The organism is Bradyrhizobium sp. MV1.5 (genome assembly GCF_055807615.1).
Genome location: NZ_JBVVPL010000043.1, coordinates 17,870 through 40,739 on the forward strand (window position 1 = coordinate 17,870; position 22,870 = coordinate 40,739).

15 protein-coding genes are annotated in these 22,870 nt (G+C 59.2%); 11 read left to right on the forward strand and 4 right to left on the reverse strand.

Translation table 11 applies throughout. The features are described from left to right. The first annotated feature begins 6 nt into the window (after positions 1–6). From nodC to AC0L2J_RS28980, 10 genes are all read left to right on the forward strand, one after another. On the forward strand, positions 7–1,365 hold the full coding sequence (nodC, locus tag AC0L2J_RS28935) for a chitooligosaccharide synthase NodC (RefSeq protein ID WP_473395275.1): 1,359 nt from the start codon (positions 7–9) through the stop codon (positions 1,363–1,365). A 23-nt stretch (positions 1,366–1,388) separates the two neighbouring features. Continuing rightward, positions 1,389–2,018: a nodulation methyltransferase NodS gene (gene nodS / locus AC0L2J_RS28940; protein ID WP_473395276.1), complete on the forward strand. Its 630-nt coding sequence runs from the start codon at positions 1,389–1,391 to the stop codon at positions 2,016–2,018. A gap of 11 nt (positions 2,019–2,029) precedes the next feature. After that, positions 2,030–3,742 carry a nodulation protein NodU gene (nodU, locus tag AC0L2J_RS28945; RefSeq protein WP_473395277.1) on the forward strand — a complete coding sequence of 571 codons (1,713 nt, stop codon included), beginning with the start codon at positions 2,030–2,032 and terminating at the stop codon, positions 3,740–3,742. Positions 3,743–3,746: 4 nt separating this feature from the next. After that, a complete protein-coding gene (gene nodI, locus AC0L2J_RS28950) occupies positions 3,747–4,661 on the forward strand; it encodes a nodulation factor ABC transporter ATP-binding protein NodI (RefSeq protein ID WP_231189077.1) in 915 nt (304 codons plus the stop codon). A 3-nt stretch (positions 4,662–4,664) separates the two neighbouring features. Further along, the gene (locus AC0L2J_RS28955; protein WP_473395278.1) at positions 4,665–5,453 is read left to right on the forward strand and encodes an ABC transporter permease; all 789 of its coding nucleotides are present in this window, start codon (positions 4,665–4,667) and stop codon (positions 5,451–5,453) included. A 198-nt stretch (positions 5,454–5,651) separates the two neighbouring features. Further along, positions 5,652–7,664 (forward strand): carbamoyltransferase family protein, encoded by a 2,013-nt coding sequence (locus AC0L2J_RS28960; protein WP_473395279.1) that lies wholly within the window; start codon positions 5,652–5,654, stop codon positions 7,662–7,664. Between the two features lie 120 nt (positions 7,665–7,784). Beyond that, complete coding sequence (locus AC0L2J_RS28965; protein ID WP_473395280.1) at positions 7,785–8,804, forward strand: nodulation protein NodZ; 1,020 nt, start codon at positions 7,785–7,787, stop codon at positions 8,802–8,804. A gap of 819 nt (positions 8,805–9,623) precedes the next feature. After that, positions 9,624–10,460: an SDR family NAD(P)-dependent oxidoreductase gene (locus AC0L2J_RS28970; RefSeq protein ID WP_473395282.1), complete on the forward strand. Its 837-nt coding sequence runs from the start codon at positions 9,624–9,626 to the stop codon at positions 10,458–10,460. A gap of 246 nt (positions 10,461–10,706) precedes the next feature. Beyond that, positions 10,707–12,461 carry a nif-specific transcriptional activator NifA gene (gene nifA, locus AC0L2J_RS28975; protein WP_473395283.1) on the forward strand — a complete coding sequence of 585 codons (1,755 nt, stop codon included), beginning with the start codon at positions 10,707–10,709 and terminating at the stop codon, positions 12,459–12,461. A gap of 472 nt (positions 12,462–12,933) precedes the next feature. Beyond that, a complete protein-coding gene (locus AC0L2J_RS28980; protein ID WP_007605808.1) occupies positions 12,934–13,791 on the forward strand; it encodes an electron transfer flavoprotein subunit beta/FixA family protein in 858 nt (285 codons plus the stop codon). Positions 13,792–14,411: 620 nt separating this feature from the next. Here AC0L2J_RS28980 and tcuC read toward each other — a convergent pair. Next, complete coding sequence (gene tcuC, locus AC0L2J_RS28985; protein ID WP_473395284.1) at positions 14,412–15,728, reverse strand: tricarballylate/proton symporter TcuC; 1,317 nt, start codon at positions 15,726–15,728, stop codon at positions 14,412–14,414. Between the two features lie 24 nt (positions 15,729–15,752). Between tcuC and AC0L2J_RS28990 the strand changes: the two genes are divergently transcribed. Then, positions 15,753–16,034, forward strand: coding sequence for a hypothetical protein (locus AC0L2J_RS28990; RefSeq protein ID WP_473395285.1), 282 nt, complete (start codon positions 15,753–15,755; stop codon positions 16,032–16,034). A gap of 441 nt (positions 16,035–16,475) precedes the next feature. On the opposite strand, the gene glmS is transcribed toward AC0L2J_RS28990, so the two are convergent. The 3 genes from glmS to gmd all read right to left on the reverse strand — a co-directional run bounded on the left by glmS (position 16,476) and on the right by gmd (position 20,561). Then, positions 16,476–18,302 carry a glutamine--fructose-6-phosphate transaminase (isomerizing) gene (gene glmS / locus AC0L2J_RS28995; protein ID WP_473395286.1) on the reverse strand — a complete coding sequence of 609 codons (1,827 nt, stop codon included), beginning with the start codon at positions 18,300–18,302 and terminating at the stop codon, positions 16,476–16,478. Between the two features lie 209 nt (positions 18,303–18,511). Then, a complete protein-coding gene (gene fcl / locus AC0L2J_RS29000; protein ID WP_473395287.1) occupies positions 18,512–19,495 on the reverse strand; it encodes a GDP-L-fucose synthase in 984 nt (327 codons plus the stop codon). Next, positions 19,476–20,561, reverse strand: a complete 1,086-nt coding sequence (gmd, locus tag AC0L2J_RS29005; RefSeq protein WP_473395288.1) for a GDP-mannose 4,6-dehydratase — start codon at positions 20,559–20,561, stop codon at positions 19,476–19,478. Before gmd ends, fcl begins: the two co-directional genes overlap by 20 nt. Between the last annotated feature and the right edge of the window lie 2,309 nt (positions 20,562–22,870).

Genomic DNA, 22,870 nt, shown 5'->3' on the forward strand with positions numbered 1-22,870 from the left:
ATTCCCATGAGCCTGCTTGCCACAATCAGCACCGCTGCTGTTGCCTCCTACGCGTTGCTCTCCAGCGTCCACAAGAGCGCGCAGGCGCTTTATGCGCTGCGAAGCGACGCTCCACTGCCGCCGTACGACCGGGTCGACGCCGATGCTCTGCCTAGCGTCGATGTCATCGTGCCCTGCTTCAACGAGGACCCGCGCACGCTGGCGGCTTGCCTGAAGTCTATCGCAAGTCAGGATTACCCAGGGCGATTGCAGGTCTACGTGGTCGACGACGGCTCTGCAAATGTCGGCGCAGTGGCCGCGGTCCACGCGAGCTACTCGTATGACCCGAGATTCACCGTCATTCTGCTGCCAAGCAATGTTGGAAAACGCAAGGCGCAGATCGCAGCGATTCGCCGCTCATTCGGCGATCTCGTGCTCAACGTCGACTCCGACACGGAAATCGACAGCGACGTGGTCAGCAAGCTCGTGCGCAAGATGCAGGATCCAGCCGTCGGCGCGGCCATGGGCCAATTGAAGGCCAGCAACCGAAACGACAGCTGGCTGACCCGATTGATCGACATGGAGTACTGGTTGGCTTGCAACGAGGAGCGCGCGGCGCAGACGCGGTTTGGTGCCGTCATGTGCTGCTGTGGGCCGTGCGCCATGTACCGGCGCTCCGCGCTGCTGTTGCTGCTCGAGCAATACGAGACGCAGTTCTTCCGGGGAAAACCCAGCGACTTCGGTGAGGACCGTCATCTGACCATCCTCATGCTCAAGGCAGGGTTCCGAACGGAGTACGTTCCGAACGCCATCGCCGCCACGGTGGTCCCGGACACGCTCTTGCCGTATCTGCGCCAACAGCTCCGCTGGGCGCGCAGCACCTACCGCGACACCCTGCTCGGTTTGCACCTGCTGCCCAGCCTCGACCGGTACCTCACGCTGGACGTGGTTGGACAGAACCTCGGCCCGCTGCTGCTCGCCATCTCATCGATTGCCGCGCTCGCTCAGCTCGCGCTCACGGGCACCGTGCCCTGGTGGACCGGTCTGACCATCGTCGCGATGACCCTGATTCGATGCAGCGTGGCAGCCCTGCGCGCCGGCGAGCTTCGATTTATCGGCTTCTCGCTGCACACCCCGATCAACATCTTCCTCCTGCTCCCGATGAAAGCCTATGCGCTCTGTACCTTGAGCAACAGCGATTGGCTCTCGCGCAAAATAGCGAAATCACCAGACGTTGATGAATCGAAGGGCTCGACCGAAGGCGCGACAACTGGACCAAGCCTTAACCCCGGATCGGAAATGCCTGGCGCAATTCGCAGGGCAGGTCTTTCGCGCGCTCCATCGCAGCTGATCGCGCCGGATGGCATTGCGGCCGAGACTGAGTGAGCAGCTTTGTAGGAGATTAGGTCGTGAACGTGCACCAGACATATCAATCGTTGGAACGGGAGCTGTCTAATAAGGATCCGTGGCGGCTCGACGACAATCCGTTCGAACGTGAGCGTCACACCCAATTGCTGCGGCTGTCGCTGTCGAACAGCGCCGTCTCAAATGGCCTCGAAATCGGGTGCGCGGCCGGTGCGTTTACAGAGAAGCTTGCTCCTCACTGCAAACGGCTCACGGTCATCGATGTTATGCCGCGAGCGATCGGTCGAGCGGTCCAGCGGACCAAGAGGTGGTCGCATATCAGCTGGGCGGCGACTGACATTCTGCAGTTCTCGGCCGCAGAGCGGTTCGATCTGATCGTGGTCGCCGAAGTTCTCTATTATCTCGAAGACATGACACAAATGCGTACTGCAGTCGACAACATGGTCAAGATGCTTGCTCCGGGTGGGCATCTGGTCTTCGGATCTGCACGTGATGCGACCTGCAAGCGGTGGGGGCATGTCGCTGGCGCCGAGACGGTCATCACGATTTTGACTGAAGCGCTCATTGAGGTCGAACGCGTGCAGTGCCAGGGGCAGTCGGCTGACGAAGACTGCCTTTTGGTCCGCTTTCGGAATCCGGAACCATCTTCGATCCCACCCAACGGCCGAGGCTGAGAGGAGCCACTATGCGTATCTGCGGTATCAAGTTGACGCATGACGGGGCCGTCGCTCTGATTGAGGACGGGCGAGTGGTGTTCTGCGTCGAGCAGGAGAAGCTGAACAATAATCCGCGTTATCAAACCATCGACAACCTGGATTCCGTTGTTAGCGCCCTGGCGGAGCACGGGCTCGATCCGAGCGATGTCGATCAGTTCGTCATTGATGGCTGGGATGGAGAGTTCGAATCCCAGTTTGAAGTCCTTAGTGGGACGACGACCGTCAAGCTCAAGGGCGCACCGTATATCGAACGCCAAGGCGATAGCCCCCTCGCGTCCCGCGATCGCATCGGCCTTATGCTTGACGGGAAACTATATCCGTATCAAAGCTATCCGCATGTCACCGGGCACGTAGCATCCGCATACTGCACCAGCTCGTTTGCCAAATCCGCACAATCTGCTTTCTGCTTGGTGTGGGACGGCTGCATGTTTCCGCGCCTCTACTATGTCGAGCCGCACGGCATCCGGTTCATCGAGTGCCTGTTTCCGATGATAGGCCACGCCTATGCGACCGCAGGACATCACTTCGGACCTTACAGGCGGGCAGACCGGACCAGCTGGGATCTCGGCATCGCCGGCAAGCTGATGGCCTATATCGCAATGGGAGCTCCCGACGAGGAGATTATTGCGACGTTTCAGGAGCTCTACCAGGCGCACTTTGCGACGGATGCTGAGGGCGCTTGTCATGAGCTTGCACAGATCAACAGCTCACTATCAGCACTTGAAGCTCTGCACGACTTCTTCGATGCGTGCGCACTGCGATTGAAGGCCAAGCAGGCCGAAGACATCCTTGCGTCATTTCACGTCTTTCTAGAGCGCCTGCTGGTTCGCACAATTGCTGATGTTGTGCAGCGACATTCGGATCTTGCGGGGGTGCGTAACCTCTGCATAGCCGGCGGCTGTGGCCTGAATATCAAGTGGAATAGTGCATTTCGTGCGACCGGCCTGTTCGATGACGTGTGGGTGCCGCCCTTTCCGAACGACAGCGGCTCAGCGATCGGTGCTGCTTGCTCTGCACGGGCGGCACAGCAAGGCTTTAGAGCTCTGGAATGGACGGTCTACAGTGGACCGGCCGTTCGTCCCAGCGAAGTCCCGCCCGGATGGGACGGCGCGCCCTGCACTATGGGCGAACTTGCGGCAATACTCGCGAGTGACAAGCCCGTGATCTTCCTTGCCGGGCGTGCCGAGCTCGGACCACGTGCGTTGGGTGGCAGAAGCATTCTCGCGGCTGCGAGCTGGGAGGGAATGAAAGATCATCTCAACGACGTCAAGCTTCGTGAGCATTTCAGGCCGGTAGCGCCGATATGCCTGGAGGATCGTGCGGCGGAGATTTTTAGCCCCGGAATACCCGATCCGTACATGCTGTTCGATCACCAGACGCGACCGGAATGGCGGGACAAAATTCCCGCCGTCGTGCATCTCGATGGATCTGCTCGCCTACAGACGGTTTCCAGAACATCTCAGCATAAAGTGGTCGAGCTTCTCATCGCGTACGAAAAGCTCACAGCCATTCCGCTGCTTTGCAATACCAGCGCCAATCTGCATGGACGCGGCTTTTTCCCGGATGCTGCCGCCGCGTGCCAGTGGGGACGCGTCGATCACGTGTGGTGTGACGGGCTGCTTTGGACGAAAAAGCACGCGACCAAGGACGCGGTGCGAACAACGTCCGTCGCGATCGCGTAAGCAAATGTCAAGCCCGGCAATCGACCTTTTCGAGGTGAGTAAGTCCTACAAGGACCGGACGGTCGTGGACGCTCTTTCGTTTACGGTCTCGCCAGGAGAGTGCTTCGGTCTGCTGGGACCAAACGGCGCGGGTAAAAGCACGCTTGCGCGATTGATCCTCGGTGTTGCATCGCCCGACGCAGGTAAGATCTACGTGCTTGGCGAGCCGGTGCCGGCACGTGCGCCGTTGGCGCGTCGGGGCATCGGGGTTGTCCCACAGTTCGATAACCTCGATCTTCAGCTCACCGTGCGCGAAAACTTGCTCGTATTCGGTCGCTACTTCGGCATGAGCGCGACCGAGGTCAAAGCGGTGACGCCGTCACTGCTCGAATTCGCTCGCTTGGAGAACAAGGCGGACGCGCGCGTCGCCGAACTGTCCGGCGGCATGAAGCGGCGACTGACGCTGGCACGTGCCCTCATTAACGACCCGCAGCTCTTGGTGCTTGACGAGCCGACGACTGGCCTCGATCCGCACGGCCGGCACCTCATCTGGGAACGCTTGCGCTGGCTATTAGCCCGCGGCAAAACGATTCTTCTCACCACCCACTTCATGGAAGAGGCGGAGCGATTGTGCGACCGCCTGTGCGTGCTTGAGCACGGCGGCAAGATCGCCGAAGGGCAGCCTCATGCTCTGATCGAGCAGCAGATCGGGTGTCAGGTGATCGAGATTTACGGTGGTAACCCGCATGAGTTGCTGCCGCTGGTCAGAACCCAAGTGCAGCACGCTGAGGTGAGCGGGGAGACGCTGTTTTGCTATGCCGCGGATCCCGAGCAGGTGCGTCGCCGGCTTGCCAACCGTCCGGATCTCCGTCTTCTGCAGCGACCTCCAAATCTGGAGGATGTCTTCTTGCGGCTAACCGGGCGAGAGATGAAGGACTGAACGATGTGGCAACGTTTTGCGCCCGCGCTCCCTGCTAATCCATGGAACTGGATCGCGGTATGGCGCCGCAACTTTCTGGTCTGGCGGAAAGTCGCTCTGGCATCGATTCTTGGGAATCTGGCCGAGCCGATGAGCTCTCTGTTCGGTCTTGGCTTTGGCCTCGGAATGATCGTAGGTGGCGTTGAGGGAACTTCATACATTGCGTTTCTGGCGGCTGGCATGGTCGCCACAAGCGCAATGGTCTCCTCAACCTTTGAAACCATCTATGGGGCTTACGCTCGCATGCAGACAGGTTGCACGTGGGAGGCGGTGCTCTGTACGCCTCTCACGCTCGGCGACATCGTTCTAGGTGAAGTGGCATGGGCAGCAAGCAAGGCCTTGCTCGCCGGGACCGCGATCACGATTGTTGCCGTCGCGCTGGGGTATGCAGAGTGGTCGTCCATTCCCTATGCGTTACCAGCCATCGCCCTCACTGGCGTTGCTTTCGCGAGCCTCGCAATGGTCGTTTCCGCTCTTGCACCGAGCCACGACTATTTCATCTTCTACCAATCACTTATCCTCACGCCCATGATGTATTTGAGCGGGGCGATCTTCCCAATCAGCCAGCTGCCTGGTTCATTTCAACGCATCGCGGCCTTGTTGCCCCTGACACATTCGGTCGATCTCATTCGTCCAGCAATGCTCGGTCGGCCGGTCGACAGCGTCGGTTTGCATGTGGGCGCACTTTGCATCTACGCAGCCATTCCCTTCATCGTCTCAGCTGCGCTGCTTCGGCAACGCCTGATGCGGTGAGAGGAACAAGACCTAAAGCGAAGCGTCGCGCGTGCGAGATCAGACACGGGACGTAACGAACTTTCGGTTCGCGGCCGACGCTTATACGAGCCTCGTTTCGTTGGCGATGCCTGCGGCCCCGCGGCGACGTGCAGCCTACTCGCCAAGCAAGCGATATTAAATAGGCCAACAGGCCTCTCAAAATGAACGGAGAACAAGATGCTGTGTCTAGGATTGAGTGGCGGGCTTGACAGGGTCTATGAAAACCCGCTGCAACTACCGAACACGTTTCTGCACGACGGTGCCGCGGTGCTCGTCAAGGACGGTCGCGTGATCGCCGCCGTTGAAGAGGAGCGCCTCAACCGCATCAAACATTCGAACAAGCTCCCGAGCAGTGCGATTGAATACTGTCTAGCAGCCGCGGGTGTGGAGCTTCGCGACGTCGATCGTATTGCGTTCTACGCGACTGAAGCCTACTGCAATTCGATGCTCGAACGGTTGTTCATCTCACAACCTGAGATCTCAATTCCGCTGGATGCGAATCTCCTGTTGCGGCACCTTCTCGCGGCAGAGTTCGGTACCCAAGTTGACCCTTCGCGGGTGTCATTCGTAGGCCATCATCAGGCCCATGCCGTAAGCGCTTTGGCAATGTCCGGTTTTGAAGAAAGCCTGGTTCTCGCGATCGACGGCTGTGGCGACTTCCTCTCGGGTCTGCTGGCGGTGGGGTCGGGCACCGAAATGACCGAGCTCATGACGTTTCCAGAGACCAACTCTCTCGGACTGTTCTATCTGGAAACGATCCGATACCTCGGCTACGGCCTGTTCGACGAATATAAGGTCATGGGATTGGCTCCTTATGGAGATCCCGCTCGCTATCGCGAGCTTTTCTCCCACTTTTATGAGCTCTCCCCCAACGGTGCCTACCGCGTTCACCTCGATCGTATCGGCCCGGCATTGCTGCGCAATATCGAGGTCCGGCGAAAGGGAATGCCGTTCACGCAACAGCACCGAGATGTGAGCGCTTCATTGCAGGAGGCGCTGGAGCGGATCGTCTTTCACATTCTTCGGCATTATCGTGAGCAGACCGGAATGAAACGGTTGTGCCTGGCTGGCGGGGTGGCCCACAACTGCACGCTAAACGGAAAACTGCTGTACTCAGGCCTGTTCGAAGAGATTTTTGTGCAGCCGGCCTCGCATGATGCCGGATGCGCATTGGGTGCGGCGCTGATGGTATCGAACGAGGCCGGGCAGGCTCCGCCCCGCGAACGACTACAGGCGGTTTATTGGGGGCCCGATGTCGGCAGCGACGACAGCATTGAACAGGAACTGAAGGGATGGGCCGGACACCTCGAGATTGAACAGACCGCTGACGTCGCAGCCAGAGCAGCCGAGTGGATCGCTGATGGCGCTGTGATCGGGTGGGTACAGGGCCGGTCCGAGTTCGGCCCTCGTGCGCTCGGCAACCGCAGCATTCTTGCGGACCCGAGGCCCGCGGCAAACAAGGACCGGATCAATGCGATGGTCAAGAAGCGCGAGAGTTATCGACCGTTCGCGCCATCGGTTCTCGAGGAGGATGCGGGCGCGTTCTTTGAGTTGCCGGATGGTCGCGCAGAATACCCCTTCATGAATTTCGTCGTTCGCGTGCGCGAATCCATGCGTGCGTTGCTGGGCGCGATCACGCATATCGATGGTACGGCTCGGCTGCAAACGGTGTCCCGCACGAGCAATGCCGCCTATTGGGAACTTATCAATGCGTTCAAAGCTCGGACGGGCGTCCCGATTCTGCTTAATACGTCGTTCAACAACAATGCCGAACCGATCGTAGATTCCGTTGCCGATGCGATTACGGCGTTTTTGTCGACCGAGCTGGATGGCCTTGTGGTCGGGTCATTCCTCATCAAAAAGCGGGCAACAACGCTCGAAAATTGGACCGCACTCGCTGTATCACTGCCGCCCCATGTATCTCTTTACCGGGTTCGCGCTCATGCGGGCCGAGACCGCCCGGAGACAATCTGCGAGATCCGCATGGGTCACTCCAGCCATGACAGCGTACGCGTCTCGCATGACCTATTCGACATGCTGATGCAAATCGAGAAGGAAGCTGTTCTGGCCGATCTTCTCGCCAGGGTCACCTCTGACAGGACCAGGCGCGAAGCTCTCCTGAACGAACTGCGCGGGCTGTGGGATCAGCGTCGTATTCGGCTGCATCCGTCACAGACTGGACCGTCGTAAAAGGTGCGTAATGTGACATCTCTAGCATGACCTGCCAATCGCAGTGCCGTGCAGGATGAGTTTGCGGGTTGGGTGACTTGCGTCCAGGTGACCAGCGCCCGGCGTAGATCGGTATCGCGGATGAGTTGGTGCGCCACACTCGCGCAACGAGAAGGGTTTGATAACGTGACGAAGGAACGCTTTGTTGTTTCTCGGAGGCGCACCGGCTTTGGTGATTGCCTCTGGTCGTTGGCATCAGCCTGGTCGTACGCGCAGCGGACCGGGCGAACGCTCGTCATTGACTGGCGCGGTTCCTGTTATGTCGACGAACCGTTCAGCAATGCCTTTCCGGTGTTCTTCGAGCCGGTTGAGGAGATCGCTGGCGTGCCGGTGATTTGCGATGACAGGCTCAACCAGCTCTCGTTTCCCGGCCCGTTCTTCCCGCCGTGGTGGAATAGGCCATCGATCGACTGTATCAATCGTCCGGACGAGCAGATCTTCCGAGAACGTGACGAACTGACTGAGCTGTTCCAAGCAGGAGACGATAACGAGGCCAGCACCATTGTCTGTGACGCTTGCCTGATGTGGCGTTGTGGTGAGGAAGCCGAACGACTGATCTTCCGAAACATCAAACTCAGGTCTGAGATTCGAGCGCGGATCGAGGACTTGTATGAGCAACACTTTAGCGGCCATAGTATCATCGGCGTTCATGTTCGGCACGGCAATGGCGAAGATATCATGGGGCATGCTCCGTACTGGGCCGATTCGGAGCTCGCTCTTCGTCAGGTCTGCATGGCAATCCGTAAAGCCATGGCTTTGCCACATCCAAAGCCTGTTAAGATCTTCCTGTGCACGGATAGCGCACAGGTGCTCGATCACATATCGGGTCTGTTTCCCGATATCTTCGCCGTACCAAAACGGTTCCAGGCCGATCTGGCAGGGCCGTTGCATAGTGCGGAAATGGGAACTGAAGGTGGAGCTTCCGCGCTCATCGACATGTATCTTCTTGCGCGATGCGCCACCGTGATCCGCTTTCCCCCCACCAGCGCCTTTACGCGCTATGCCCGTCTGCTCGTGCCACGCATTATTGAATTCGATCTGAGCAATCCGGAGCAGTTGATCCTGGTCGATAATCCATACGAGCATTTCGCGGCTTCATGAGGTGCCGCGAGTCTGAACCTGAGCAATCGTCGCCTAGATCGTCGGCCCGATACTGGTGGCTTCCACAGCATCGGGTTTCGCAACGTCCGCAGCTAAGGGCTGACCGACGCACTGCCGGGATGCAGTGGTACAGCGAATGCCCGGCGAAGCGTAGGCCAATGCCGGCGAGCTCGGCGGCCTTGTCCCGGGATACGTCGGACCGCGACGTGTAAGTCGACTGGCCGGAGAAAAGGTTAGGGTCCCGGCATCGCCGGGCCGAAACCGCCATCGGTGGCCACGCGGTGAAGAGCACGGTAATGGTGGCCCGGGCCGCCGAGGAATCTGACGTAGCAGACGGTCACGTCAGAATGTCCCAGCAGCAAGGACGCGCGTCAGGTAGACGTATCGCCGTTTCTGCGTTAATCCCTTCGCGGTCAGCTCGTCTTCTGGACGACGGCCTTGTTCATGCGCTGGTTGCGAAATACTTTCGACCGCAGCTGATCAACGGCACGAGCCCCAGCCCATCGATGTCGAACCAGAGCCGCATCTGCGGCGGCGCGTCCAACCGAGGAAATTGAACGAACTGGCCATCGATCCTGATCTCCGCACAAGGCAGCTAAACTATCTCCGCCAATTCGAATGAGCCACAGACCACCCCTGGAGTGCGACCCAGTCAACGCGCCCGGGGGCTTGACGCGGCGTTGCTGTTGTCGAAAAGCAAACAGGCCAGATGTTCAGAACCTGCCATTTGTCGCAAAAGTGCGCCCCTTATGCCCTGCGCCGCTTTGGCCCGGATCCTGCACCAGGTGCACAGCCAATGGGAGCGGAAGGGAGCCGCGTGTGAATCTAGATCTACCAGATGACAAAGCGGTCGTACCTCAATCGTCGGAAACGGACCCTAGCGGTCCAATTCACGCCGATCAAGCGGGCCGTCCGCTGCGTGAGCGAAAGACGCTGGTATTGACCGGGGCATCGCGCGGTATCGGTCGCGCCACCGGAAAATTGTTTTCGAAAGCCGATTGGCGCATCATTTCTTGCGCGCGCCAACCATTAAACGCCGCGCGTCGCCCATCAGACTCAGAGGGCGACAGCTATATCGAAGTCGACCTGGGCGATCATCGGATGCTGCCGCGCGTGATTGCCGAGATCAAGGAGCGCCTTGCTGGCGCACCGTTGCACGGACTGGTAAACAATGCCGGCAACTCACCAAAAGCGGCAAACGGTACCAGGCTGACATCGCTGGCGACCTCAGTCGACACCTGGATGAGCGTGTTCCACCTCAATCTGGTGGCACCGATCCTACTCGCTCAAGGCCTGTTCGACGAATTGAAAAGGGCGTCAGGCTCGATCGTCAACGTGACGTCGATCGCCGGCTCGCGGGTGCATCCATTTGCTGGCTCGGCATATGCGACTTCGAAAGCTGCGCTCGCTTGTCTCACGCGCGAAATGGCCCACGATTACGCCGCGCATGGCATTCGCGTCAATGCGATCGCGCCCGGCGAAATCAAGACGGACATTTTGTCGCCTGACACGGAAGCGCATCTTGTGCCAAAGATCCCACTCCGCCGAGTGGGTACACCCGAAGAGGTCGCCAAGGTCATTTTCTTCCTATGTTCAGATGCGGCAAGTTATGTCACCGGCGCCGAAGTGCCGATCAATGGCGGGCAACACTTATAACTTAATCAGCCCCTAAAGAGCCCCGGCTGGTCTGAGCGTCATCGATGGAAGTCATGTTGGCCGGGGTGAATCCGCGCAGCGAGTTGGAAAACAAAGCGGCAAAGCGAGTTACTCTAAGTGCTGCCGACGTGCCATGAAGAGGGGTAATCTCTCGTCCCGCCCTGAGAACTGGATGTCAGATCGGGCATGCAACACGAATCCAACAAGTCCGATGGGGAGGATCGAGAAAGGAACGGAGAAGTCGTCATGCTAGACAGCATTTCCCTGCGCGAAAAGCCAAACTCAACCTCCGACGCGGACGCTTCCGCTTGTATTGTGCGGTCCCAAGAGAAATCGCTAAGCACGATTGTTCAAATAGCGCACACGCTCACTGGCCTATGTCGGCTCGAGGCTAAGCTGACGAGCGTCATCGAGCGCCTGGGATCGCTCGTGCAGATGCGGCGCGGCATCGTATGTCTGTTCGAGCATGACGGCGGGCCGGAGATCATCGTAGAGGACGGCAGGAGCGAAGACCGCGACGCGCGCTGCCGGGTGCGCTTGCCGCAAGGAGCAATCGATCAAATCGTCGCGTCGGGGCAGCCGCTCATCGTGGAGAATCTAGCGCTGCATTCGGCCTTCAGTTCTTCGGAGGTCGATATGCTAAATGCCGACGGTCATACGCGTGTTGCGTTCATCGGCGTTCCCATAGACGTTGACGGCAAAGTTGTGGGTACGCTGAGCATTGACCGCATCGCGGACAATGGGACGCGTGCGCAGCTCGAGGACGACCTCCGCCTTCTGACGATGGTCGCCAGCCTGCTAGGCCAGACGACGAAACTGCATTGCTCGTTTGTGCGCGATCGCGGGCGCCTTATGGACGAGGAGTTCCGGCTGCAGAAGCAACTCTCCGAGCTCAAGCCTCATGGGCGGGACCGTAAGAAGGTCCAAGTCGAGGGAATGATCGGCGACAGCCCGGCGCTGCGCGCGCTACTTGACAAGATCGAGGTGATCTCAAAATCAAATAGCACGGTTTTGTTGCGTGGCGAATCGGGTACCGGCAAAGAGCTGGTCGCGAAAGCTATTCACGAGCGTTCAGCGCGCGCCAAACGCCCCTTTATCAAGCTGAATTGTGCAGCCCTCACCGAGACCGTGCTGGAATCCGAATTGTTCGGACACGAGAAGGGGGCGTTTACGGGCGCATTCAACGCGCGCAAGGGGCGCTTCGAGATCGCCGACAAGGGAACACTGTTTCTGGACGAGATTGGAGAGATCTCGGGCTCGTTCCAGGCGAAGCTTCTGCGCGTGCTTCAGGAGCAGGAATTCGAGCGGGTGGGTGGCAATCAGACGATCAAAGTCGACGTCCGCGTGATTGCGGCCACGAACAAAAATCTTGAAGAGGCGGTGGCAAGGAACGAGTTCCGTGCCGATCTCTATTACCGCATCAGCGTTGTTCCTCTGCTATTGCCGCCGCTGCGGGAAAGACGCACTGATATTCCGCTTCTCGCCGCTCGTTTTTTGAAGAACTTTAACAATGAGAACGGCCGCACTCTGGTATTCGATTCAAGTGCGATTGAGGTCCTCATGAATTGCGGATTTCCCGGCAATGTCCGGGAGCTCGAAAACTGCGTGCAGCGGACCGCGACGCTAGCGCGAGGATCGTCGATCGTAAGAGATGACTTTGCGTGCTGCCACGGGCAATGCCTGTCGGCTTTGCTATGGAAGTGTGGACCGGCGGAAATGGCCCGACAGCCGAGCCCGGCAATCTCACTGCCCGCGAGGCTGAGCATGCCGCCAACACAAGCCGTCACAACCGTTCAGCCGGTGAGCAGCGAGCTGACACCGCTGGGGCCACCCGGGCGCCCCGTGATGGGTGCCGCGAAAGTCACCGATCGCGAGCGCGTCATCGCAGCCATGGAAAGATCCGGGTGGGTACAGGCGAAGGCGGCGCGCCTGCTTGGACTGACCCCGCGCCAGATTGGCTACGCCTTGCGAAGACACGGCATCGAGATCAAACGCTTCTGAGCCAAGCGTCGAGCTCGCTCCTCTCTCTCTCTCTCTCTCTCTCTCTCTCTCTCTCTCTCTCTCTCTCTCTCTCTCTCTCTCTCTCTCTCTCGCTCGGTCGACTGGCATAGGAGAGCGTGGAAAAGAGGCGGTCGCCAGCTCGGATGCATGACGGGGATGCTAGCGTTGTGCCTTGGGTTGGGATTTACTCGCCGGCGACGCGTAGGGCGTCTTCGCTTCGGCCAGTCTTGCCATCGTCTGTTTGCAACGTACGCGACCTGAAAATGGCTTCGGCGTCGAAGCGGCGCGTGATCGCTGCGGCTCCGTTGCCGCCCCTGACTCCGATCAGCTTGAGATCACGCCGGTGCGTAAACCATCGCAGTTGCGACAACCGGCTCGTCGTCAGCCTGCATTCAATCCTCGTTGGCGAAATGCCTTGGATGGTATGACATTTGCTGCGTCGGGAGTCGGCTCGGCATCTTAGGAGAAGTACATGCACAGCATCGTCTGCATCAAACAAGTCCCCGACTCCGCGCAAATCCGCGTGCACCCTGTTACGAATACGATCATGCGCCAGGGCGTGCCGACAATCATCAACCCCTATGATCTCTTCGCATTGGAAGCTGCGCTCGAGCTACGAGATCAATTCGGCGGCGAAGTCACCGTCCTGACAATGGGACCGCCGTCGGCCGAAGAATCTCTCCGAAAGGCACTGACATTTGGTGCCGATCGCGCTGTCCTGCTCACCGACCGTAGCTTCGCGGGCTCGGACACGCTGGCGACGAGTTACGCGTTGGCGAGCGCGATTCGCAACATCGGCAAGGAATATGGCCCACCGGACGTCATATTCACCGGCAAGCAGACGATCGACGGCGATACGGCGCAGGTGGGACCTGGAATTGCAAGGCGGCTCGGGGTCCAGCAGCTCACTTATGTTTCCACGATCAAAGCGTTGGACCTCAAGCTACGGACCATCGAGGCCGAACGGCGCTGCGAAGGGGGCGTCCAGGTGTTGGGTTCCAAGCTGCCGTGTCTCGTCAGCATGTTAGAGGCAACAAATCAAATTCGCCGCGGCGCAATGATAGATGCGTTGCGTGCCGCCCGCACCACAATCGTAAAATGGAGCGCCCAAAGTGCTGGCGTGGATGACATGGCCAATTGCGGTCTGAGGGGATCGCCGACCGTGGTCAAGCGTGTGTTCGCGCCCTCCGCGCGAGCGGAGAAGGCGACGTGGGTGGAGGCGGCCGAGCAGCCGGCCCAAGCATTGATCGACGCTATGTTCAAGCGCAACCCTATGCTCGAAACGGAGCTCGCACAGCTCGCCTCATCTGCGCAAGCTCGCGGTGCGTGAAGTCACGGCTGATCGAGCGCAGCGAGCAACAGCCTGGGTCTGGTTACGCATTTGGCCCATCGCTCGCTGTACAGGCACGACCAAACTTCTCGACCACTCCCCGCCAGATGCGACAAGAAGGTGAGCCTTCAACCTGCGTATCCGAGCGCCGAGAGGTCGGTATCGGACCAGGATACAAGACGGCCCGCTACGCTAACGTTTGTCGCTACCTGCGAGACGACCAGTCCGCTGGGGAATTCACGCAGCCCGAGGATGTGCGCCTTCGTGTTTTGTGGCGGCCGCACAGAATATCAAAGCGTGGAGCTCGCGCGAGGGATCCCAGTCCTCGCGCGAAATCCGCCGTGTTTCACGCAACTGCAAGTGCGGGCAGCACACCGTCCGACCACCGGACGGAATCGAGGTTGGCTGATAAGCTAAGCCTTTCCCGGCCAACATCACCGCCAGCTCGTCCCTATACTGCCCCAGATCACATAGGAAGAATTGTGATCGGCAGAACGGCCGCGCAGCATCGTGAAAATCACCGCGGGGATAGTCGCGCACCAACTTCAGTTCAGCCTTCGGCCCCAACGTCCCGCGGGCGCGCGTGCTAACGCGTGGTAAATTGCGCGCTTACCGCCGGGTTAGGCCGCTCGGGTCGCAACGGCTTTCGCAACTCTCTTGGTGTTTCCTGGATAAATCGTGAGCGCAGCGATAATGCCGAGCAAAGCCGCAAACATCAACCAGAAACCGGGCGACGCCTTGTCATCTGTCCGGTCGATCAGCCAAGTCGATGCAAGCGGCGTAAACGTGCCAAACAGAGCCGCGGCGAGTGCGAACGCCAAAGAAAAGCAAGTTGTGCGAATGTGCTTCGGCACGATTTCGACCAGAGCGCCCAACATGGCGCCGCTATAGGTGCCAAAGTAAAACGAGAACATCATCTCCACGATCAGCATCTTGCCAAAGCTTGGGTCCGTTACAAGCCAAGACAACGCTGGATATGCAGTCACCAATGCTAGGCCGGCAATGGTCAGCAGGACCGGTTTCCGGCCGATTCTGTCGGAAATCGCGCCGCCAATTGGGTTCCACATGAAGTTCGTCACCGCGACCAAAAGCGTCACCAAGAGCGTGTTCTGCGAGGACAACTGCAATACGTGCCTGCCGAACGTAGGCGTGTACACCGTCACGAAATAGAATGTCGTGGTCGTCAGCATCGCGATCATCATGCCGAGAATGACGATGCGCCAGTTCGCAAGTGTGGAGGCAAAGACCTCGCGGGCCGTTGGGTGGTTCTTCATGACCAGAAACTCCGGAGTTTCCTCGAGCGTCCGGCGCAGGAAGAAGATAAGCGGTACGATCAAGCAGCCAAGGAAGAACGGGATCCGCCAGCCCCAAGCGGCAACCATTTCGGCCGGAAGTGCTTCGCTCAAAAAATATCCGATAAGAGCCGCGACAAAGATCGCAACCTGCTGGCTCGAGGACTGGAAAGATGTGTAAAAGCCGCGGTGGCCCGGAGTGGCAATCTCGGAGAGGTAAACGGAAACACCACCAACCTCAACGCCGGCAGAAAAGCCCTGCAACAGCCGTCCGAACAGCACGATCGCAGGTGCGGCAATGCCGATCGTCGCATAGCCCGGACAAAAGGCGATGATGATGGTGCCAATGGCCATGATCGAAAGCGTGATGATCAGGCCTTGCCGACGGCCAATCTGGTCAATATAGGCTCCAAGCACGATCGCACCAACAGGTCGCATCAAGGCACCCAACCAGAACACACCGAAGGTGTTAAGCAGTGAAGCGGTTTCGCTTCCTGATGGAAAGAACGCGTTTCCGATGGCACTGGCGTAGAACCCGAACAAGAAGAAGTCGAACTGCTCGAGGAAGTTGCCGCTCGTGGCACGTAAGATGGCGCCGATGCGCGATTTGGCATTTGAGGCGTGCGCAATGGGCGCTGGTGACATGGCGAGTTTCCTCTCGATTTTGAAATGGCCGCTTCCGGAGAAAATCTCACCGCAGCCGCGTGCAGTTTCATGGCCGCGAATCGGCCATCAGGGCACTATCGACCAAGCCGTAAGCGCCTGACGTTTCCGGCATATTTTCGGCAATTGCCGCAAACCCTCACAATTTTCGCTCGTTATTCCGCTCGTGCAGCAGGAGTGGCTCTCAAGCTACTGAACTCTCGGGCAATTCTCGGCGCCAAGGTCGGGGACAAGGTTGTTGTCTGTGGCATGGCCGAAGTTCTCATCAAGCGTACCGATATGCAGTGAAAGGGGAACGACGAGATCGGTGGCATACGAGCCGCAGCGAGGAGCTCCGTGAGATGTCGTGCTAGAACAGCTCGCGAGCCTGCGATTGGGGCCGAACTGCGCCATTATCTCACCCGATCTCCAGCGATGTCGATATGCTCAAAGTTAACCGGAGGTTCGCCGGAAAGCATTTTGTGAGCGCGCTGGCGATCAAGCGCGGCGCCGATGGCCATGCTTGGACAGAGCCACGTTGTCCTTCGAGCGAGGCGCGCCTGGTACTTCGAGGGGCGCTCCGGTTCGTATGTTGTCCAAACCCGGCGTCTCCGTAAACAGGACCAAGAACAGGCACAAGCCTCGCGGTGGCATCGGGGCCTGGAGCTGGGCGGCACATCGTGATTCGATCTGACCGCGGCTTGCGCATTCGGAATCTGACCACGACAACCCAGGTCGCATCATTTTGCCTTATTCGACGGTCACCGATTTCGCGAGATTTCGGGGTTGGTCGACGTCCGTGCCCATGAGGATGGCCGTGTGGTAGGCTAGGAACTGCACCGGAATCGCATAGACAATCGAGGTAAATGTCGCACCCATGTCCGGCAGCAGAATCGTCGCGAGTGATTCGATGGATACTTCTGCGGCTCCCCTGGCGTCCGTTATCAAGATAATCTTGCCGCCGCGTGCGGCGACCTCTTGCATGTTCGAGAGCGTCTTTTCGAACACCCGGTCGGAAGGAGCGATGACGATCACGGGAACGCTCTCGTCGACCAAGGCGATCGGGCCGTGCTTGAGCTCTCCGGCCGCATAGCCCTCGGCGTGAATATAGGAAATCTCCTTCAGCTTCAGTGCCCCTTCTAGTGCCAGTGGAAACGACACGCCGCGACCAAGATATAGCACGTCACGCGATTTGGCGATGTCGCGCGCGAGCTTCTCGATCTGCGGCTCGCTGGCAAGCGCTCTTGAAACTAGCCGGGGAATTTCGATCAGCTCGCGTACCAGATCGATGCTGTCGCTCTCCGACAATTCACCGCGGGCGTTGCCGGCAGCGACCGCCAGCGCCGCCAGGACGACCAGCTGGCATGTGAACGCCTTGGTCGAGGCAACACCGATTTCGGGCCCCGCGAGTGTCGGCAATGTTGTCCCGCTTTCGCGCGCAATGGTCGAACTGGGTACGTTCACGATCGAGAGCGTATGCAGGCCTTGCGATTTGGCGTAGCGGAGCGCGGCCAGCGTATCGGCGGTCTCGCCTGACTGCGAGATGAAGATAGCAAGGTCTCCCTTGCGCATCGGTGCCTCACGATACCGAAATTCGGAGGCGACATCGAGCTCGACCGGAATACGAGCCAGCCGCTCGAACCAGTATTTGGCGATGTGGCCGGCGTAGCCGGCCGTACCGCAAGCCGTGACCGAGATATGTCCGATCTCATTGAAGTCGAACGGAAGCTCCTGCGGCAGTACCACGCTCTCGGTGGCAATATCGACGTAATGGGCAAGCGTATGCCCGATCACCTCTGGCTGTTCGTGGATTTCCTTCGCCATGAAGTGGCGGTAGTTCGCTTTATCGACGAGTGCCGACGACGCGCCAGAGTTCACCACATCCCGGCGGACGACTGTGCCTTGTGCGTCGTAGACCACGCTGAAGTTGCGGTTGAGCACAGCCCAATCGCCATCCTCAAGGTAGGTGATCAAGTCGGTAAGCGGCGCGAGCGCGATAGCATCCGATCCGAGATACATTTCGCCTTCGCCATGCCCGATCGCCAGTGGCGAGCCCCTGCGCGCACCGATCATGAGGTCGTGTTGGCCCTTGAACAGGATTGCAAGCGCAAACGCGCCCACTAGCCGCGGCAGCGACGCTTTTACTGCCTCCTGCGGCGAGCAGCCATTCTTCAGATAAGAGTCGATGAGATGTGCCACCACCTCCGTGTCTGTTTCAGAGGCGAAACAGGCGCCATGCTGTTTCAGCTCCGCGCGCAGCTCCCGGAAATTCTCGATTATGCCGTTATGGACGACTGCAACATTGTCCGTTGCATGCGGATGAGCGTTGTGTTCGGTTGGCTTGCCATGAGTAGCCCAGCGCGTGTGCCCAATCCCGACATGGCCTGAAAGCGGATGGCAGCGAACACGTGTCTCAAGGTTTTTCAGCTTTCCCTCGGCGCGTCGAAGCTCGATATGATTTTCTTTGAGCGTTCCGATGCCAGCTGAGTCGTAGCCGCGATATTCCAGTCGTTTAAGTGAATCGATGAGGCGATCCGCGACCGGACCGCGCCCCAAGATGCCCACAATTCCGCACATGGTAACCAGTTTACCTCAACTTCAAAACAGAGCGTCTCGCAAGACGCGCCTGACCAATTCGCTCGCTATTTATCGACCGGTGTAGTCGTGCCGGCCTTCCATCGCGCACGCGTCACTCGGCGTGCGCGAGCTCAAAGCAACACCGGAAACCCAATCGAAGTCGCCAGACGATCCGAAGCAACTTTCTGGGAATCGGACAATGAGCGCCGTTAGCAATTAACAGCTGCATGATTCTCTCCTTTGTCCGATTTGGCCGATACCGCTAAGAAGTCCTGATAGGTCTGCCGCATTCCATCTGTAAGCCATGTCCTCGCGCGCCAGCCGAGCTTTGCGAGGCGGCTGACGTCGAGCAGCTTGCGCGGCGTGCCGTCGGGGCGCGAGGTGTCGAAGGCGATCTCGCCGCTGTAGCCGACGATCTCTGCGACGACGCGCGCGAACTCGGCGATGGTGACGTCCTTGCCGGTGCCGATGTTGATCAGCTCTGCTCCCGAATAGGTCTTCATCAGGTACACGCAGGCGTCTGCCATGTCGTCGACATAGAGGAATTCGCGCCGTGGCGTGCCGGTGCCCCACACGGCAACGCTCTTGGCACCCGCGACCTTCGCCTCGTGGAAGCGCCGGATCAGCGCCGCGACGACATGGCTCAGTTCGGGATGATAATTGTCGCCGGGGCCGTAGAGATTGGTCGGCATTACGCTGATGAAGTCGCTGCCATACTGGCTGCGATAGGCCTCCACCATCTTGATCCCGGCGATTTTTGCAATTGCATAGGGCTCGTTGGTCGGTTCCAGCGGGCCCGTCAGGACCGCATCTTCTCGCAACGGCTGCGGCGCCAGTTTCGGATAGATGCAGGACGAGCCCAGAAACATTAGCTTCTCGGCGCCGTTCTGGTGCGCGGCCTGGATCACGTTAGCCGCGATCGCAATGTTCTCGTAGATGAATTCTGCACGCAGTGTGTTGTTGGCGGCGATGCCGCCGACCTTTGCCGCGGCGAGGAAGATCACCTGGGGCCGCGTTCTTGCGAACCAGTCGAACACCGCCGCCTGGTTGCACAGATCGACCTCGCGCCGGTCCACGGTGACGAGCTTGACGTCCTCCCGCGCCAGCCGGCGCGCAAGCGCGCTGCCGACCATGCCGCGATGGCCGGCTACGTAGACACTCTTGCCTGTCAGCTCAAACCGAGCGTTTGCCACTCGTCGCGTCCCGTTTTGCTACCGCCAGATCGCTCGCCATCATCTCCGCGACGAGCTCTGCAAAGCTCCGCTTCGGCCTCCAGCCGAGCACCTCGCGCGCCTTGCTGGCGTCGCCGACGAGGAGATCGACCTCGCTGGGCCGGAAATAGGTCGGATCGATCTTCACCACCGTCTTGCCGCTCATCTCGTCCACGCCGGTCTCCTCGACGCCTGTCCCGCGCCATGCGATGCGGCGACCGAGCTGGGCGAACGATAGCTCGACCATCTCGCGCACCGAGTGCATCTCGCCGGTGGCGAGCACGAAATCGTCGGGCTTGTCGGCTTGCAGGATCTTGTGCATGCCCTCGACGTAGTCGCGCGCATGGCCCCAGTCGCGCTTGGCTTCGAGATTGCCGAGATAGAGCGTCTCCTCAAGCCCGACCTCGATACGGGCGACAGCGCGCGTGATCTTGCGGGTCACAAACGTCTCGCCGCGGATCGGGCTCTCGTGATTGAACAGGATACCGTTGCTCGCGAACATGCCATAGGCTTCGCGGTAATTCACCGTGATCCAGTAGCCGTAGAGCTTTGCGACGCCGTAAGGCGAGCGCGGATAGAACGGCGTGGTCTCCTTCTGCGGGATCTCCTGGACGAGGCCGTAGAGCTCCGAAGTCGACGCCTGGTAGAACCGCGTCTCCTTCTCTATGTCGAGGATGCGGATCGCTTCCAGCAGGCGGAGTACGCCGATGCCGTCGGCATTGGCCGTGTATTCCGGGCTCTCGAAGCTGACGGCGACGTGGCTCTGGGCGGCGAGATTGTAGATCTCGGTCGGCCGGATCTGCTGCACCAGGCCGATCAGATTGCTCGAATCCGTCATATCGCCGTAGTGCATCAGGAACGGCACGTCGCCGACATGCGGATCCTGGTAGAGATGATCAACGCGCGCGGTGTTGAACGAGGACGAGCGCCGCTTGATGCCGTGCACGACATAGCCGAGCGACAGCAGATGTTCGGAAAGATAGGCGCCGTCCTGGCCGGTCACGCCGGTGATTAGAGCGACCCGCCGTTTGCTCTCTTGGCTTAACAAATGATTCCTCTGCGCAGGCTAATGTCGTTCCCCGATCGACGACGTCAATCGCGGCTGGCTCTTTGAAATGCGGAAGCGTCACGCTCTCGAACTGCCGAAGTGTGGACCTCTACAGGTATTGCGTCGATTGCTCAACTGTACGGAGGTAAACCTCCCACCTCGAAAGAGTTTTGAAGGACTATACGAAAGTTTGTAGTCCGGCAGATTTCGTTCGGCCTTCGTCAGGCGCTTCTCTATTGCTCGAGTGCGCTCAATGAATTGCGGCGCAGTCAAAAGGTAAGCAGACCGTTCGGCCGAGAAGCGTTCTGCAGTCTCTCCATGCTCAGCTCGCGCGTCGAGCCAAGGAGTGTCCCTCATTTCTTGTCCTTGCCTAGAAATTTCGAGTCTTGCTGTTCATCCAGTGCAACTGCGAGCAAGCCCGGCAAACAAAGCCTTGAAAGTTGTTCTCTGTCGCGCAGTCCGTATCATGGATCAATCTCGGGACGATCGTGTTGGTGGTCGGACAAGCATAGGTGAAGGTGCGCATATTGCAGTCCCACGGCAGAAACACGCGGGATGAGCTGATCGTGGAGGGAGCCGACTCGGGCTGTTTAAGCACGCGCCGCCTGCTCGAATGCGCCAAAAGGGGCGTGAGCTTAGAGGCGCGCCATCGAAATGGATCGCTGGCTTACCGGGTTTGAACGTCGCCGAGATCAATCTTCGATCGCTCGCGTGTCTAAACTTCCACATCATTTCCGTTCCAAGGCGATCACATGAGGTTTCTAATGCTCGTTCGTCGGGTGTTGAGGGGCTCGTTGCCTGCATCGGCGTTCGGCCCTGGGGTAATCGTCAGGCCTGCATCTCGAGCAGGCCCAGCTCGCGGAGCTAGCGGCAGCTCTCTTGCTGCCGCAATCAGCCGCTTACCATGCCGCGCGCTCGTCCCGGACTACTCGTTGTCATCTAGTCTGCTTTTCGTTTAAGGACGGGCGCGTCCGTCCGACCATGGCATGACGTGCATTCGGACATGGTGATAAGCGCACCATGATGACGGCTTTTGGCGCAGTCCCGTCACAATTGGTTCCCCGCACATATACGCTCTTCCAGGATCGCCATTCTTGAAGCCAACAATTGCCCGACATTGGCCCTCACAATGGTCGACGAGCAACACCGTGTTGGATCCATCGGGTCTTCTCACATCACCGCTCCAGGATAGCGCATCAGTCTCGCGGCGGCTCGTTGGCACTTGGCGCTCGCAACCGTATTTCGAAGTCTCCAATGCTGGATTGGTCCTTCTTACATCTGGGCAATCGTGACCTCATGCGACTTGGCGATTTGCGTAGACAGAACAGGAACAGCGTCCTTCGCACTCAGCGCGATCCTCAGCCGCTTTGGCAGAACACCTCTCATGACACGCGATCGGCTTGCTCCGCTTTTGTCCACAGGAATTCTAGGGCGACTGAAGATTGGAGCCAACTAGCAGGGGCACTCTACAATCTGACGCTACGTACGATTCAATCCCCTGCGGGGGTTATCGCGGGAATATGTCACGCCAGGAGCCAGCCGCGACGGGAGGAGGGCGTGAGGCGCTGCGCCAAAGCGGCTGGCTTTCGCTATTCGTCCTCCGCGGAATTGCGCAGCCAGGGTCTGCTCAAGTGTGCCGGCATAGCCACGCCGCGGCAGTGAGGCTGCTGGTCGTGGCAATGAGCGATCACGCGTGTCAATGAAGTTCTTGTAAGGTCCATGGAATAGGAGCGCGCTCGCCGGCCGAATCAAGCGTCCATGGCGAGGATGCTCTGTGGCATCTGTGCGAATTGGCGCCTCGTCTATCCGGCCGAGCTCTCCCGCTACACTGTCTGGATGGGGCTGTTTCCCGGGATTTCTCGGGGCTGGCGCCGCTGGGCAGAATGGGAAACGAGATCCATCGGCAGCGGTTATTCTGGTAATGAGTGCAATTCCCGTCAAGGCACTGAGCAGTGACTTTGCCGTTCCAGACAACTTGGACGATGGACCTCGAAAGGCGCCGTCAGGTGCAGGCCGCGTCAGGTCAACGATGATTGCGGGTTCGATCCATGTGGGGCCGTCATGCGTTGGAAGACGGCGCCCAAGCGGTGCTCAGCCCTGGTCCCGTTCAGAGCATCGCGGTTTAAGTCCGGATTGGTGCGTTTGCTACAATCGTGGCTGGTCTCCAACAGTTGCTATGGGCGCGTGCAACTCCAGAGCGGCCACGGAAAAGGCGGAAAGTCTGCCGGCAATCAAACGGCTGTTGGAACGAGCGGCGCAGCCCATGCTCTCTGATCGCCGGGCAGGGCCTCGTAGGCGCCGATCGGCGC